The 16663-nt window shown below is 50.4% G+C and carries 14 protein-coding genes and 1 pseudogene; 6 read left to right on the forward strand and 9 right to left on the reverse strand.

The window, feature by feature from the left end:
• Positions 1 to 92: 92 nt before the first annotated feature.
• The 8 genes and pseudogenes from tnpA to AADEFJLK_RS04715 form a co-directional block, all read right to left on the reverse strand.
• A pseudogene (gene tnpA / locus AADEFJLK_RS04680) lies at positions 93 to 521 on the reverse strand (IS200/IS605 family transposase).
• Between the two features lie 117 nt (positions 522 to 638).
• Positions 639 to 1139: a hypothetical protein gene (locus AADEFJLK_RS04685; protein ID WP_103973453.1), complete on the reverse strand. Its 501-nt coding sequence runs from the start codon at positions 1137 to 1139 to the stop codon at positions 639 to 641.
• A gap of 70 nt (positions 1140 to 1209) precedes the next feature.
• Positions 1210 to 1992: an ABC transporter ATP-binding protein gene (locus AADEFJLK_RS04690; RefSeq protein WP_103973454.1), complete on the reverse strand. Its 783-nt coding sequence runs from the start codon at positions 1990 to 1992 to the stop codon at positions 1210 to 1212.
• Positions 1992 to 2813, reverse strand: a complete 822-nt coding sequence (gene urtD, locus AADEFJLK_RS04695; protein WP_088618549.1) for an urea ABC transporter ATP-binding protein UrtD — start codon at positions 2811 to 2813, stop codon at positions 1992 to 1994. The genes AADEFJLK_RS04690 and urtD overlap by 1 nt, the downstream gene beginning before the upstream one ends.
• Positions 2810 to 3904 (reverse strand): urea ABC transporter permease subunit UrtC, encoded by a 1095-nt coding sequence (urtC, locus tag AADEFJLK_RS04700; protein ID WP_088618550.1) that lies wholly within the window; start codon positions 3902 to 3904, stop codon positions 2810 to 2812. The genes urtD and urtC overlap by 4 nt, the downstream gene beginning before the upstream one ends.
• Before the next feature lie 47 nt (positions 3905 to 3951).
• Positions 3952 to 5598, reverse strand: a complete 1647-nt coding sequence (urtB, locus tag AADEFJLK_RS04705) for an urea ABC transporter permease subunit UrtB (protein WP_103973455.1) — start codon at positions 5596 to 5598, stop codon at positions 3952 to 3954.
• 134 nt (positions 5599 to 5732) lie between these two features.
• Positions 5733 to 7037 carry an urea ABC transporter substrate-binding protein gene (gene urtA, locus AADEFJLK_RS04710; RefSeq protein ID WP_103973456.1) on the reverse strand — a complete coding sequence of 435 codons (1305 nt, stop codon included), beginning with the start codon at positions 7035 to 7037 and terminating at the stop codon, positions 5733 to 5735.
• 32 nt (positions 7038 to 7069) lie between these two features.
• The gene (locus AADEFJLK_RS04715) at positions 7070 to 8374 is read right to left on the reverse strand and encodes a hypothetical protein (RefSeq protein ID WP_088618553.1); all 1305 of its coding nucleotides are present in this window, start codon (positions 8372 to 8374) and stop codon (positions 7070 to 7072) included.
• Positions 8375 to 8732: 358 nt separating this feature from the next.
• Here AADEFJLK_RS04715 and AADEFJLK_RS04720 point away from each other — a divergent pair, with 358 nt between their 5' ends.
• The 4 genes from AADEFJLK_RS04720 to AADEFJLK_RS04735 all read left to right on the forward strand — a co-directional run bounded on the left by AADEFJLK_RS04720 (position 8733) and on the right by AADEFJLK_RS04735 (position 12993).
• The gene (locus AADEFJLK_RS04720; RefSeq protein ID WP_103973457.1) at positions 8733 to 9587 is read left to right on the forward strand and encodes a hypothetical protein; all 855 of its coding nucleotides are present in this window, start codon (positions 8733 to 8735) and stop codon (positions 9585 to 9587) included.
• Positions 9588 to 10047: 460 nt separating this feature from the next.
• A complete protein-coding gene (gene biuH, locus AADEFJLK_RS04725) occupies positions 10048 to 10728 on the forward strand; it encodes a biuret amidohydrolase (protein WP_103973458.1) in 681 nt (226 codons plus the stop codon).
• A gap of 53 nt (positions 10729 to 10781) precedes the next feature.
• Entirely contained in the window at positions 10782 to 12560 is a 1779-nt protein-coding gene (atzF, locus tag AADEFJLK_RS04730) for an allophanate hydrolase (protein ID WP_103973459.1), read from the forward strand.
• Between the two features lie 73 nt (positions 12561 to 12633).
• Positions 12634 to 12993 (forward strand): dimethylsulfonioproprionate lyase family protein, encoded by a 360-nt coding sequence (locus AADEFJLK_RS04735; RefSeq protein ID WP_103973460.1) that lies wholly within the window; start codon positions 12634 to 12636, stop codon positions 12991 to 12993.
• Positions 12994 to 13034: 41 nt separating this feature from the next.
• Here the strand turns inward: AADEFJLK_RS04735 and AADEFJLK_RS04740 are convergent, their stop codons facing one another.
• Entirely contained in the window at positions 13035 to 13757 is a 723-nt protein-coding gene (locus AADEFJLK_RS04740; RefSeq protein WP_103973461.1) for a GntR family transcriptional regulator, read from the reverse strand.
• Positions 13758 to 14139: 382 nt separating this feature from the next.
• On the opposite strand from AADEFJLK_RS04740, the gene AADEFJLK_RS04745 reads away from it, so the two are divergent.
• Entirely contained in the window at positions 14140 to 14811 is a 672-nt protein-coding gene (locus AADEFJLK_RS04745) for a cysteine hydrolase family protein (RefSeq protein ID WP_103973462.1), read from the forward strand.
• Between the two features lie 124 nt (positions 14812 to 14935).
• Positions 14936 to 16486: a regulator gene (locus AADEFJLK_RS04750; RefSeq protein WP_103973463.1), complete on the forward strand. Its 1551-nt coding sequence runs from the start codon at positions 14936 to 14938 to the stop codon at positions 16484 to 16486.
• Positions 16487 to 16663 lie beyond the last annotated feature (177 nt).

The following is a 16663-nucleotide window of genomic DNA, read 5'->3' on the forward strand; positions in this document are numbered from 1 at the left end:
AAGTCAAAATACCTCCGGCAGAGCCGGAGGCTTGTAAATGTGAACCGCTCAAAGCGGGTTAAAATGTGTGCCACCTAAAGGGTGGCAGTCTTCTAAAATAGGCTCAGTTGCTCAATTCGCTTGTCTTCCTCTTCCTGATGCTTGATGTACTCACGGACGGCCTCTTCATCTTTGCCGACAGTCGAAACATAGTAGCCCCTCGCCCAAAAACTTTGTCCTGTGAAATTTTTTCTCCGCCCCATATAGTTACGCGCTATGGCTATGGCACTTTTGCCTTTGATAAAGCCAACCACCTGCGACACCGAATATTTGGGGGGTATTGCGATCAATATATGCACATGATCGGACACCAAGTGCCCTTACAATATCTTGCACTCTTTCTGCAAAGCCAAATCTTTCAGGAGTTCTCCCAAATGCTTCCTGAGTTCCCTATAAAGGCTTTTCTTTCTGTATTTGGGTATCCAAACTATGTGGTACTTACATTCCCATCTTGTATGCTTTAAACTTTCGGCTGGATTCATCGTTTGCTTCCTCAATCTTTTGAACTTTAGGCGGTTCACAGATTGGGAGGCTCTCGATGATTCCCGTAATTGTCAAACTTTGTGAGTCCCCCGGCAGAGCCGGGGGTTTACCCGTGATTAATTATCAGGCAGGTCAAGTTCACAAAGCTCAAGAAACTGCTTTGCCACCTTAATGATGAAGCCATCACTGTTTTCTTGGGCTAAACAGGCATTCCAAAAGTATTGTTCGCCTTGTTCAAGCCAACAAATATCCTCATCCAGATCATACCAGATACCATAAAGCGGGTTATCATCGACAAAATCCCAAAAACATTGCAAGTGTCCCAGGCCAATCCTAGGTTTAAGCGTACCATCACACAGCTGTGTACAAAGGCTTTTGGCATAGGCAAGAATCGCAAGCTTCTCTTCTGGAATAGTCCAACCCAGTTCCGCCACACACTTTTCAAAGTATGCCCTGACCTCATAAATGTCGGGTGAGCGCTCCATCCCTAAGCTGGCTAATATCGCAATACTTTCTGATTCAATGGATTGAAGCAATAAATCTTCCGCCCAATCGCAATAGTCTTTTGCTTGGGCGTGACCTACTGCCCTCTTACCTAATAACGTTGTGAAATCCATAGTGACTGCCTGATAAGCTGACTCAGCACACACTACCACTAATAAGGCAGAAAAAGAATAACCTCACCCATCAAACCGTCAAATACTGCTTAACCATCCCCTCGCTCAACGCCTCCATTTCCCCGGTCGCCACGGTGCGCCCCCTATCCATAATACAAAACCTATCCGCCACTTTCTTGGCAAACGGCAATTTCTGTTCGACCAGCAACACCGTCACCCCCAGTTCTTGGTTAATTTTGTTAATCGCCTGATGCACTTCGCCCAAATCATTGGGATTAGGCTTAGGCATGGGCAAGGGCGTACCGCGTGAGCGGTTGAGGCGAATAATGACATCACCAATTTCGCTGACGATATTCGGCTGGATGCCTTCGGTAGGTTCGTCCAAAATCAACAAGCGCGGGTTCAGCACCAAAGCGCGGCCTATCGCCAATTGCTGTTGCTGGCCACCGGACAAATCGCCGCCGCGCCGCCTGAGCATTTGTTTTAAGACCGGAAAAATTTCATAAATATGGTCAGGGACTTTTTTAATGCCGTGCTTGCTAGCGGCACGCAAACCCGTTTTCAGGTTCTCCTCCACCGTCAATAACGGAAAGATTTCCCGTCCTTGCGGCACATAACCGATACCCAGCTCGGCGCGTTTTTCCGCCTTACCGTCGCCCAGCGTTTCGCCGTCCAAGGTGATCGTACCGCCCCGGACCGGAATCAAACCCATAATGGCTTTCAGCAAGGTGGTTTTACCGACACCGTTACGTCCCATCAGGCAGACACACGCGCCCGCCGGCACGTCCAAATCCAAATCCCACAAGGTATGGCTTTCGCCATAATATTGTTGCAATGCGTTAATTTTTAGCATTAGCCCCCCAAATAAACTTGAATGACGCGCGGGTCGTTTTGTACTTCGTCCATCGTGCCTTCGGTCAACACCGTACCTTCATGCAAGACGGTGACTTTTTTCGCTATCGAGCGGACAAACTCCATATCATGCTCGACCACCACTAAAGAACGCTCGCCTTGCAGCGATAACAGCAACTCGGCGGTGCGCTCGATTTCCTGATGGGTCATGCCCGCTATCGGCTCATCCACCAACATGACTTTCGGTTCCTGCATCAATAACATGCCGATTTCCAGCCATTGCTTCTGCCCGTGCGAGAGAATACCCGCCCGCTCCTTAGCAAACGCGCTCAAGCCAACCGTCTCCAGCACTGCCCCGATACGGTCGCGCTGTTCACCGCTCAACCGGAAAAATAAGGTCTGCCATGTCCGCTTATCGGCCTTTAAAGCCAATTCCAAATTTTCAAATACAGTTAAGGCATCAAAGACACTGGGTTTTTGGAACTTCCGACCAATCCCTACTTGGGCGATAGCCGGTTCGTCCATTTTTAGCAAGTCAATGGTTTGCCCAAAGAATACCGATCCCACATCCGGGCGGGTCTTGCCGGTAATCACATCCATCATCGTGGTTTTACCCGCGCCGTTAGGGCCAATCACGCAGCGCAGCTCACCCGCATCAATGTAGAGCGATAGCTTATTTAAGGCCTTAAAGCCGTCAAAACTGACGCTGACATCTTCCATATACAAAATCGGCCCATGGCGGGTGTCCAGTTCGCCATCCGCCAAAACAGAAGACTTCAACTTATCATCTTCACCAAACAAATTTTCCGCAAAGGTTTTCATGCGTGTTGCTCCTGTAATTTCCGCCGCAACAGGCCGACGATACCATCAGGCAATAATAAGGTGATGACGATGAACACCGCCCCTAAGGTAAACAGCCAGATTTCCGGCATTAATCCCGTCAATACCGTTTTGCCGTAATTGACTACCACCGCACCGATAATCGCCCCATATAAGGTGCCGCGTCCGCCCATCGCCACCCAGACGACAATTTCCAAGGAATTGAGCGGGGTAAATTCGCTGGGGTTGATAATGCCGACTTGCGGCACATATAAGGCCCCGGCAACGCCTGCCAGCATCGCGGCAAAGACGAAAATCCATAACTTGAACATTTCCACCCGATAACCTAAAAACCGCACCCGCGACTCTTGATCACGGATTGCGGTAACGACCCGCCCCAGTTTGGTGTTGACTATCCAGCGGCACAACAAAAATGCGCCGATTAAAGAAAAACCGGACAGGAACAGCAGCACCGAGCGTACCGCCTCAGATTGGATATTAAAGCCCAAAATATCCTTAAAGTCGGTTAAACCGTTGTTACCGCCAAAGCCCATTTCATTGCGGAAGAAGGCCAACAATAGCGCGTAAGTCAGGGCTTGGGTGATAATCGACAAATACACGCCCGTAACCCGCGAACGGAACGCCAACCAGCCGAACACAAACGCTAATATCCCAGGTGCCAACAGCACCATCAGCAGGGCAAAGCCGAAATGATCAAAACCGAGCCAATACCAAGGCAACTCTTTCCAATTCAAGAACACCATAAAATCCGGCAATAACGGGTCGCCGTACACGCCGCGCGTACCGATTTGCCGCATTAGGTACATGCCCATCGCATAACCGCCCAGCGCGAAAAACGCCCCGTGACCGAGCGCCAAAATGCCGCAATAGCCCCAGACCAAATCCAAGGACATGCCCAATAAGGCAAAGGTCAAATACTTGCCGATTAACGACACCGTATAAGCCGAAAAATGCAGCGGCGAATCGGCGGGGGTCAGCAGATTGCATAGCGGGATGATAAACGTCACCGCCGCCAAGGCCATCAACACGGTGGTGCAGGTTTTATCCTGGCTTGCTAATGTTAATAATTTCATATCAAAACCTTATTCAGAACCTTATTTGGGATAACACATAGTCAATATTAAGAATCCGCCGCCCTGCCCTTTTGCGGAAACAGGCCACGCGGACGTTTCTGGATAAATAAAATGATAAACACCAGCACCAAAATCTTTGCCAACACGGCTCCGGCAAACGGCTCCAAAAACTTATTGGCTATCCCTAAGGAGAAACCCGCCACCAAGGTGCCGAGCAAATTGCCGACCCCGCCGAACACCACGACCATGAACGAATCGACAATATAAGCCTGCCCCAGATTGGGGCCGACATTGGTGATTTGGCTTAAGGCCACCCCAGCCACTCCGGCGATACCGGAACCTAAGCCAAAGGTCATGGCATCGACCCGCGCCGTGGGTATGCCCATTGCCTTCGCCATTTTGCGGTTTTGCGCCACGGCGCGGACTTCCAAACCTAAGCGGGTACGTTTGAGGATTTGCAACAGCAGCACAAACACCAGCAAACAAAACACCAAAATGTAAAAACGGTTCCAGGTCAGTGACAAAAAATCATTGATTTGCCACGAACCGCTCATCCATTCAGGCGTGGCGACACTGCGGTTTAATGGCGAGAAAATCGAGCGCACACTTTGTTGCAAAATCAGGCTTACGCCAAAGGTCGCCAACAAGGTTTCTAAAGGCCGTCCGTACAGGAAGCGAATAATGCCCCGCTCTATGGCAATGCCAACTAGAGCAGAAATGACAAAAGCGGCGGGGATAGCCAGCAACACCGAAATGCCCAAATGGTTGGGCATCAGTTGCTGCATGACATAAGTGGTATACGCGCCCAGCATCATCAACTCGCCGTGCGCCATATTAATGACCCCCATCACCCCAAAGGTGATCGCCAAGCCAATAGCCGACAATACTAACACCGCCCCTAAGCTGAGTCCGAAAAACACCGTTTCTACCGAGCTGTACAGTTGCAGGCGGTTATTGATATTAATCAAGGCGGCTTTCGCCAAATTACGGATGTCCTCATCCGGCTCGACAAACTCGCCGCTCTCATCTTTTTCCACCATCGCGTTCAGGCGGTTAACTACTTCTTGGCTGTTCTTGGCCTTTAAAGCCTCTATCGCCATAATCCGTGTGGCTTTATCTGGGCTATCCATATCCTGCAATAACAACGTCACCTTAATGGCTTCTTTAACCGCCGGGTCGGCTTCCTTATCGGCGCGGCCACGCAACAAATCTAAGACCCTATCATCAGCCTCCTTTGCCATAGCCTTGACTGCCGCTAACCGCACAGCCGGGTCATCCGCGCTTAATTCCAATTCGCCGATAATTTTGCGCAACGTGCCGCGCATTTTGTTGGTTAAATTGATTTTGCTCAGGGCATCATGGTCAACCGCACCTAAGGCGGCACCGCTGACGGCATCGCTGATGTCAAATCCCTGATGGTTATCAATGCCGATAACCAGCTTGGTATCGGTCTTGGTGGTAAATAATCGGCCATCCAGCAACGCTTGCAAAATTGCCAAATTATGCGCGTCCTTTATCTCGGCAAGCTGCATAATGGCCTGTTCGCGCTCTGGCATGGAGCCTTGCTTAAGGCTATTTAAAGCATCCAGCCAAGGCTGTGATGCGGTAATGGGGTCACTGTGCGCCGCCAGCGAAAATACCAGCATCAGCACCGCAAGCACATGATGGAAGCGCGTTAATGGAGGGATGTTCATCGTATTTTCCTTATCAGGGTAACAACAGGCCGTTTACCCCTGCCAATGGTTAGGCTTGTGCTGTTGGGGCGGGTGAGCCGGTTGCGCCGCACTAAGGCGGCGCAACCGGCACTTTATAAGCTAAGCGGACAAACTTAATAGTTTTGGCCGGAACACTTTTTGGTTTTGGTATTGTAGTTACCGCAATTGATAGGTGGGGTCCAGTCGGCAATAATCGGTTTGCTTTCCGGCAAATAATCCGACCAAGCATCACCGTCGATCAGCTTATTGGTTTGCCAAACGGTGACAAATTGGCCGTCATCCTGAATTTCGCCGATTAACACCGGTTTGCTGATATGGTGGTTAGGCAACATTTTCGCCATACCGCCCGTTAAGTTGGGGGATTCCACACCGATAATGGCTTTTTGAACAGCATCAGGATCGGTAGTCCCGGCTTTTTCAACCGCTTTCACCCACATACTAAAGCCGATGTAATGCGCTTCCATCGGGTCGTTAGTCACCCGTTTCGGATTCTTGATATACTCATGCCATTGCTTGATAAAGCCTGCGTTTTTGGTGGTGTCAACGCTCATGAAATAATTCCAAGCCGCCAAATGGCCGACCAACGGTTTGGTATCGATACCTGACAACTCTTCCTCACCGACCGAGAAAGCCACGACCGGAATGTTTTCCGCCGATACGCCTTGGTTGCCCAACTCTTTATAGAACGGTACGTTCGCGTCGCCATTGATGGTCGACACTACAGCAGTCTTCTTGCCAGTCGAGCCGAACTTCTTAATATCAGCAACGATACTTTGCCAATCGGAATGGCCGAACGGCGTGTAGTTAATCATAATGTCTTTCTTCGCCACTTTTTTCGATTTCAGATAAGCTTCCAAAATCTTATTGGTGGTGCGCGGATACACATAGTCCGTACCCGCTAAGACCCAACGCTTAACGCCTAAATCGTTCATCAGATAATCAACCGCCGGAATGGCTTGTTGGTTAGGCGCCGCCCCGGTATAAAAAACGTTCTTTGACGACTCTTCGCCTTCGTATTGCACCGGATAAAATAGAATGCCGTTCAGTTCTTCAATGACTGGTAACACGGATTTGCGCGATACCGAAGTCCAGCAACCAAAAATCGCCGCGACCTTATCCTTAGTCAGCAACTCGCGGGCTTTTTCCGCAAACAAAGGCCAGTTAGAAGCCGGGTCAACCACCACCGCCTCCAGTTTTTTGCCCAGCAAACCGCCCTTTTTGTTTTGCTCGTCAATCAGCATCAGCATCGTGTCTTTCAGCGTGGTTTCGCTGATCGCCATTGTGCCGGATAGGGAGTGCAACACGCCGACTTTAATGGTGTCTTCGGCGTGTGCGGCGGGGAAAAAGCCTATCGCCGCAGCGGCGATAGGCGCTAAAAGCCGTTTCTTTGCGAACTTATTTGCAATTGTATTAAACATGTTCTTGTTCCTTAACATTTATACCGATGGGATTAGATTTGCACCTGAACGCCAAGCTTGATCGCATTGACAAACGTGCCGTTGGCATTGGGGTTATAAATTGCGCCACCACCGGATAAATCACCGCCTTGCCATAACAAGGAGACACGGGCATTATGGCCATCAATGATATAGTTCATGCCGGCTTCATATTCACTTTGGTCTTGCTTAACATTAACACCACCAACAGAATAACCTTGGCGCGTATTAACTTGGGTGTACATGATATAAGGTTGGAATTGGCCTACCCACACCTTTTGGGGAATCAGATAGAGCAGGTTGCCGGTGACAGAGTCACCTTGGAATCCGTTCGTTAGACCGCCGCCGCCGCCGCCGACATAGAAAGTGGTCGGATCATTGGCACCAGGAGAGCCGTGGTGATAATCAATGCCAAAGTTTTTATATTCGGTATTGATCGTCAGTACGCCATTATTAGGCAGCACTTTTTCAAACTTAACATCACCACCTGCCAGGAGGAAATTGCCAGCGTTGGCGGCAGTTCCTGCACCATCTTCTTGATATTGGGCAAAACCAGCGAAGGTAAGTACATCACCATCGCCGCCATACGCCGTACCGCCAGAATAATAACCGGGTGCTTTTTCGGCATTCAGTATGTTATAGGCAATACGGGTACCATAAAGCAGATTGCCATCGGCATTAGCGCCCGTCTTATTGTGTTTTAAGCCCTGGAAGGCACCAAACACATATTTCAAATGGCCGTCCAAAGCCGCACCCCAATAGTTGACACCTTCATCACGGCCATAAGTACCGGCATCCATTCCCGGTATCACACCCTGAATACTGGCATCAGAAGGTTCGAAAGGGGCTTTAAAAGGTTCATAGGTCGCACTGTAAAATGGCCCGTTCATTTCCAGACGGCCTTCAGGCACCAGTTGCCGACCCGCCCAGATATTGGTGTAGGGATTAAATTCAAACTGGACAATACCGTCCAAAACCTGGATATCCGCTTTATCGTGACCATTACAACCCGGACATTCCGTGTTAAAGGTAAATTTGATATATTTATGGATTTGACCGTTTGTATACAAACGGAGGTTGTTCAGCGTGAAATCGGTCGACCATTTGGGATCGCCACCCGTATTTCCCGCCTTATCTTCAGCTGCCGAGAAACTGGTTCTCATCCCCAACCCGAGACTAATCCATTTGGTATCATCAATTTTAAACGTTGCTCCAGCTTCGGATACGGATGAATGACCTGCCACCAAAGCCGTTAAAGTCACCATTGGCAACCATCCGACCTGACGGATTTTTGCTAAATGCTTGCTTGAATTGTTCATGTTAAGCCCCTTTGATCTTAAGCTTGCGTTGATTGATACATCAAGCGGCACTTGATGTAGCCATGCGATACGGCTGGTAGAGATTATTTGACTTATGCGGATATTGCACAATGCGTCATCTGACTCATAAGTTAAATGACGTATATCGGAAAAACCGGAGGATTTATACAGTAGCTGCCAGCAATCGTAGCGCGTGTTACAACGGAAAACGGGCAATACAGCGTCTTTGGATAGGGCGGTGTAGCGGTATTTCCAACCCGTGCGTGTATCCGGTATGCTATGCAAATACTGTCAGGTTACACTAGCGCCTTTCTGCCCAAGCTTAACCCGACCCCCAGCTTTCCATAGGAACCCGCACATGAAAACACCCACACCGATCTTGCTTTTGCCGCTCATTTTCGGCTTGATAGGGGGCGTAAATGTCAGCGCCGAACCGCTGGACAAACCGGCGATCAAAGCGATTGATCTGCAACTGAACCAGCAACCGCTCATTAAGTTAGGCTTATCCGATACCAAAGCGTTGCGTACCGCCGTCATTGCCAACCTTAGCCAATGGCGTTTTCCGCTCCAGACCGGAAACGGGCAAACGTACACGCATACCTTAACCGTCGAAATTGGCGACAGCAAATACGATCAAACTCCCGTGGGATTTTCTTTCACTAGCGGCAACTCCGACCCACGCGCTCCAGGTTTCCAAAAAGCCTATGTCACCCCTATCCAATGCCGTTTAGAGGCTAACGCCAACCCTAAGCAGGCAGAGCAATTGGCAATGACTTTTTCCGCACCTCCCGCCTCAATCAGCAGCCAAAAATTGCAGGAAACCTTAGCCGATAACATCAGCAGCGTGTGTTTTGATCTACTGGATAGCTTGAAATTTTTACCGCCAGCTACTGCCGCGCAAGCGGCGGCAACCGCCACCCAGCCAACCTGGATGCCGAGCGTACAAATAGAAACCGTACCCATTCCGCCGCTCCAACCCAAAGCAGAAAGCTTACCTACCGCGCCCTTACCCATAGCCGCCCCTGCGACTATTGCTCCGCCGGTTCCTGCCACGACCTTACCTATGGCTACCGCCCCTAAAGCCATGGCTTCACCAACTCCCGCCGCCGCCTTACCTGCGCCAGCAGTAGAACCCGAAGAAACCCGTAAACAGGTCATCATCCATAACCAAGGCACACCTGTGATTATAAAATTTGGCTATGATCGGCAATAACATAGCCGCTTAAGCACTAGGGCAAAATGCCCTACCCTCCACCTCTACAATTAAATGCCATGGGGAGCCGGAGTAAAAAAACCTGTTTTTACTCCGGCTCCGATAACACCACGCAGAACCTTACCCGACCCTTATCCATCGGTTGCCTCCCCGTACGGGCCAATCCAGTGCAAAAATCCTTTCTTTGCACCTATATCAACCAAACTCCAGCCCCACATTTGCGCCAATATCCCCGTCAAGCACCGCTTTAACTGCGCATTAGCATGATTTTAATTCCGTTAACAGGCGCCCCTCCATTTGGCATTGATAATGCATTTATTGTTGTATGCAACAATGGCGGGCAAGAATTATCCTGCCCATCGCTTTGCAGGCATAACAACACGTTTCGCCCAACAAGCAACGGTTACGCCGCCAGTTTCTGCCTATCTGGCGGGCTTACCTCTACCCATGAGACCACACTATGAACCGATACGTCACCAGCACACCTTACGCTTACCCTTACAACGGCGATTTACGGCCCGAAAACACCTGCCTGATTATCATCGACATGCAGTTCGATTTTTGCGGCGAAGGCGGTTATGTCGATAAAATGGGTTACGACATCGCACTGACACGCGCCCCTATCGGACCGATAGGCCATGTGCTGGAAACCTGCCGCAAACTGGGTTTTCACATTATCCACACCCGCGAAGGCCATAGGCCAGATTTAGCGGATTTGCCAAAGAATAAGCAATGGCGCAGCCGCCAAATTGGCGCGGGTATCGGCGATGTCGGCCCTTGCGGACGGATATTGGTGCGTGGCGAACCGGGCTGGGAAATTATTCCGGAACTCGCCCCCCTACCCGGCGAGCCGATTATCGACAAACCGGGCAAAGGCTCGTTTTACGCCACCGACTTGGATTTGTTATTGCGCAATCTTGGCGTAGAAAATATCGTCTTAACGGGCATCACCACCGATGTCTGTGTCCATACCACAATGCGCGATGCCAATGACCGTGGCTATGAATGCCTATTGCTGGCGGATTGTTGTGCGGCGACCGACCCCGGCAACCATCAGGCGGCACTGAATATGATAAAAATGCAAGGCGGGGTCTTTGGCGCAGTCGCGGATTCGGCAAGCTTTATTGCGGCAGTGTCGTAACACTATCCCCATCAACCTAGCCTAATCACCGCCTAAGCGCAGAGAACATCATTTTGAACACATCGACTGATTGTTTACCCTTGGATTTATTTTCCTTAAGACAAGCCTATCTGGACGGCACAACCACGGTATCGGCAGTGATCCGGCAAACCTTAGCACGGGTTAAGGATTTTAAAAACCACAATATCTGGATTAGCCTGTACGCCGAAAGTACGTTGATGGCGCAGGCGAAAAAGCTCGAAGGCTTAAATCCGCATGACCTGCCGCTCTACGGCATCCCCTTTGCTGTCAAAGATAATATTGATTGCGCCGGACTGCCGACCACTGCCGCCTGTCCGGGTTTCAGCTACCTGCCCGCAACATCGGCGTTTGCGGTGCAACGGCTGCTTGATGCAGGCGCTGTGCTGATCGGCAAAACCAATATGGACCAATTTGCCACCGGATTGACCGGCACCCGCTCACCAGAACCTTACGGTATTTGCAAAAACGCCCTCAATCCTGACTATATTTCCGGCGGCTCCAGTTCCGGCTCAGCGGTGGCGGTAGCGTTAAGTATCGTCAGTTTTTCCTTAGGCACAGATACCGCCGGTTCCGGGCGCGTCCCAGCGGCCTTCAATAATATTGTCGGCTTAAAACCTACCCGTGGCTTACTCAGTTGCAGCGGTGTTGTCCCCGCTTGTAAAAGTTTGGATTGCGTGTCGATTTTCAGCCCCACCCTCGCCGAGGCAGAGTACCTGCTGGACATCGTCACGGCTTACGATGCCCACGACAGCTATGCGCGTAGTGACCGTCAGTTGTTGGCCGCCGACCTCAGCGCAACCGCCAAACTGCGCTTTGGCGTACCCAAACCGGAACAGCTCAATTTTTTTGGTGACGCGGAAAGCCAAGCCTTATTTGCCCAAACCGTCGCCAAGCTACAAACCTTGGGCGAAGTCGTGGCAATCGACTTCCAACCGTTTCTGGAAGCGGCGGCGTTACTCTACGAAGGCCCGTGGGTTGCCGAGCGTTATGCGGGTATCCGCCCGTTTATCGAGACCCATCCTGAACAACTGCATCCGGTCATCTTGGAAATCTTAGCGGCGGCAAAAACCAAAAACGCCATCGCCGCCTTTGATGCGCTGCATCGCTTGCAACAACTCAAACGTCAAACCACGACGCTATTACAAGGCTTATCCTGCATTGTTGTACCGACCGCACCGCGCATTTACCGTATCGAAGACGTGCTAGCCGACCCGATCCGCCTCAACAGCAATCTCGGCTACTACACCAATTATATGAACCTGCTGGACTTGGCCGCCGTTGCGATACCCGCCGATTTTTACGCCAACGGGCTACCATTTGGCATTACCCTGTTCTCAACCGCCTTATCTGATAACCGTTTGCTGACCATTGCCAAACGCTTTGCGGGCATCAGCGGGCAACCGCCCACACCCAGTAACTCGCGCTACCAACGCCTAGCCGTCTGCGGCGCACACTTGCAGGGTTTACCGCTAAATCCGCAATTGCTGAATTTAGGCGCCCGCTTTTATGCAAGCACCCGCACCGCCGCTAAATATCGGCTTTACGCCCTAGCCATTGCCCCACCGGAACGCCCCGGCTTAGTCCGTGACGACCACGCTGGCCAAAGCATCGACGTAGAAATATGGGAGCTGCCCAAAGAAAACTGGGCAAACTTTATCAGCAACATCAAAAGTCCGCTGTGCATCGGCTCGGTGGAAATGCTGGATGGCAGTTGTGAATATGGTTTTTTATGCGAGCCTTATCCGTTAGATAAATCGGTTGATATTACCCAGTTTGGGGGCTGGCGGAATTATTTGCAAAATAAGGCGTAAGGCAGGCAAATTAAGGCTTATAATTTAAAAAAACCGCCAAAAAGCCATTCCCTTTCTTACTGACAAGGCTATCATGACCCATCCAAAAACTCCCCTACCATTCACCCTATCACCCGAAATGATTGAAGGCGATAGTGCGGACTGGCGGCAACTGCGCGAAGGCGTAGTGTTGCGTACCTTATTCGAAGATACCGACAGCGGCTACAGTGTCGGCCTGATCCGTTACCAACCCGCCGCTTGTGTCCCCCTGCATCGGCATATCGGCGACGAGCATATTTATGTGCTGTCCGGTTCGCAACAAGACGAACGGGGCATCTATGCGACCGGCAGCTACATTTATAACCCCGAAGGCTCCCAACATAGCGTCAGTAGCCAAGACGGTTGTTTGGTTTTGGTGCATTGGCATAAGCCCGTGCAGTTTATTGGCGATTAAATTTGTTAGGATATGCCCACAAAGAGCCTATCCTAATAACATCAATCAAACGCCACCCCACCTTGCGCTGGCTTAACGGCCGCAAACGGAAAACAGTTATTTTTGCGTATGCCCATGCGGATGATCGTCAGCATTTTGCTGAACTCTTCGCTTTTTTTGATATGGCGCAGCATTTCATTTTTCGCGGCTTGGATGTCGCGTTTTAACAAATATTGGAGGATGCGGTAATGTTCTTCGTAAGTTTTCCTGATGCGTTCCTGATCGGTAAAATCCAAACGCCGGACGATGCGGATGCGGTTGTTGATGTCGATCAGCAATTTCATTAACGCTTGATTGCCGCCGCCTTCGGCCAGCTTGATATGAAACGCCTCATCTAGGCCGGCTACCCGCTCCGCTTTGCCCTCATCATCTTCGGCGGTGTCTTGTTCCCAGACTTTACACAAATTTTTTAACGCCTCATCCGACATATTGGTGCAAGCCAATTCTAACGACAACATTTCCAGACTGACGCGGATTTGGTAGTAATCGGTAAATTCCTCCAAATCCATAGACCGCACAAAACAGCCTTGTTTGGGACGGATGGTAATCAACCCTTCGTTTGCCAAACGCTGCAAGGCTTCCCGAATCGGTGTTCTGCTGACATTAAAATAGTTAGCCAACTCGGTTTCGGTCAAACGCGAATTGGGCTGAACTTCAAAATTCAGGATCATGTTACGAAGTTTCTCATAAATGTGTTGCGCAGCCGCGCCTTTTGCTGTCGTCATGTCAGTTCTTAATAAAAATAGAGGCATCTGCCAGCAATGCCCAAAAGATCAATAAAGTTAAGAGGTCGCCCTATTATGCGCCCTAATAGGTGAGTATATAACATCCGACCACCGAATATTGAAGTGCCCCGAAAAACCTGCCTAAGCCAGAAGTGCGACATTGATGTGCAAAATTACCGCTTTTTACACCCTATTGACCAGAAATTGTGCAGGCTTACTCCGCCATCAAATCCTTACCCTCCTTTTATTTTTAGAAATTACTAATTATTTACAATAACTTGCAAGAAATATGCGGCAGTTTATCTAATAGGTATGGGACTTGCTTTGTTGTATACATAGTTGCATTTTACCTGCCATCTTCCCTACCATGCAGAGATCCGTTATGCAAACCATTGAAATTGATGCCGAACCTGAAGCCATCACCATTGAGCTAGCCAAAACAGCTATTGTCATCATTGATATGCAGCGGGATTTTCTTGAACCGGGCGGGTTTGGCGAATCCCTAGGCAATGATGTTGCCTTATTGTCAGCCGCCATTGAACCCTGCAAAGCCTTACTCCGTGCGGCAAGGCAAAAAGGCCTGTTGATCATCCATACGCGTGAAGGCCATCTCCCCGATATGTCCGATGCCCACAAGGCCAAAGTGGAACGTGGCGATCCCAGTGTCCGCATAGGGGAAATGGGGCCGATGGGGCGTATTTTGATCCGTGGCGAGCCAGGGCAAGACATTATCCCGGCTCTCTATCCGCAAGCGGGCGAACCCGTCATCGATAAGCCCGGCAAAGGGGCGTTTTATGCGACCGAGTTTGAAGCCATTTTGCAAGCCAACGGCATTGCAGACCTGATTGTTTGCGGCGTAACCACCGAAGTCTGTGTGCACACCACCATACGCGAAGCCAATGACCGGGGTTACCGTTGCCTCGTACCCGGTGATTGCTGCGGCTCTTATAACCCCGAATTTCACGAAATCGGCTTACGGATGATCAAAGCACAAGGCGGGATATTTGGTTGGGTGACGGATTCCCAACGTATTTTAGCGGCACTGGCCGGATGAAATATCCGGCACGAAAAATTCCCGCTTCGGAAATTTTGCAACCAGCAGATACCCTGAAAATTCAGTTAAAGATTTACATACACTCCCCCTAATTTACTTTAGGCCTACCAAAACAGAGGGCAACATGACAACATCAAAGGTTAACATTTGGACACCCGGAGACTGGAACGCTTACTTCGGCTTTGGCACTAATATTCTGGTCAATCTGTTAGTCTTGACCGGACTATTACGCTTTGTACTGAAAATGCCCGATGATCTGGTTTTCGGGCGCATTCTTCCGGCAACCGGGCTTATGCTGTTTTTAAGCACTATTTACTATGCGTGGCTGGCCTACAAACTGGCAAAAGAAACGGGTAGGGATGATGTCTGCGCCCTGCCTTCAGGCATTAGCGTACCGCACATGTTTGTGGTGGTTTTCGTTATCATGTTGCCGATTTCGCTGAATACCGGCGATCCGGTCAAAGGCTGGGAAGCGGGTCTGGCATGGGTGTTCATCCAAAGTTTTGTGCTCATGGTAGGTGGCTTTATCGCGCCCATTATCCGAAAAATCACCCCCCGCGCCGCATTGCTCGGCACGCTGGCCGGGGTGTCTATCGCCTTTATATCGTTACGCCCGGCTTTAGAAATGTTCATGACCCCTGTAGTGGGCGTGGTGTGTTTCGCCATTATTTTAGCAAGCTGGTTCGGCGGAGTACGTTATTTCAAAGGCATTCCGGCTGGTTTGGTCGCGATTGCCGTGGGGACGTTGATTGCATGGTGCTCTACCTTAATGGGCTTGAATTACGGCGGTATGAGCTTAGAGAATGTCTCGGCATCCTTGACCAACTTTGGCTTCTCGTTTCCTATTCCGGCCATAGGCCATGTTTTTTCCGGGTTTGAATTTTTGGGCGTGATTCTGGTGACGGCTATCCCATTCGGCATTTATGATTTGGTTGAAGCCATGGATAACGTGGAAAGCGCCGCCGTGGGCGGCGACAGCTACCCCACCACACGGGTACTGAGCGCCGACGGCGTGGTTAGCCTGATCGGCTGCATGATGGGCAACCCGTTCATCAACGCCGTCTATATCGGCCATCCCGGCTGGAAATCGATGGGCGGACGTATAGGCTACTCGGCGGCAACCGGCGTTACCGTGCTGGTACTGTCTTGGCTAGGCATCATCGCGCTGATAGCCTCTCTAATCCCGGTCGTCGCCATCTCACCTATTTTGCTGTACATCGGTATGTTGATCGGTGCACAAGCCTTTCAGGAAACCCCAAGAAGCCATGCCCCCGCCATCATTTTGGCCTTAATGCCCAACCTTGCTGCATGGGGCAAGTTGCAGATTGATAATGCCCTAGGCGCGGCTGGTACCAGCGCCGCCACACTGGGCTTAGATAAACTGGGCAAAGTCGGGGTGCTGTATCATGGCTTGGAAGTATTGGGTGGCGGTGCGATTCTGGGCGGCTTAATGTTGGGCGCGATAGCCGCCTTTGTTATTGAGCGGGAATTGGTCAAAGCCGCAATGTTTGCCTTAGCCGCTGCGGCCTGCACGTTTGTTGGCCTGATGCACGGTGAAGCCATCGGTTTCGGCCAATCGTTGCCCGTGGCGTTCAGTTACCTTGCCGTGGCAGGTATTCTGTTGGTCTCAGCAAAATACGCCGAAATAATACCCGCTGCAAAAGACAGCTATTAAATCCTAACGTGCTGGTAAATGGCGTTAATGCCATTTACCAGTGCAAAACCGCCCAAACGCACCTTTTAACTACACTCAGCACTGCTTTATCCCGCTATTTCCTGCCCACATTACTTCCAACAAGCCACAAGTCCTTGCTTAATTTTGACCTTACAAAAGCCAGCAAGATGCCAGTCC

This window comes from Methylovulum psychrotolerans (assembly GCF_002923755.1).
Taxonomy (GTDB): Bacteria; Pseudomonadota; Gammaproteobacteria; order Methylococcales; family Methylomonadaceae; genus Methylovulum; species Methylovulum psychrotolerans.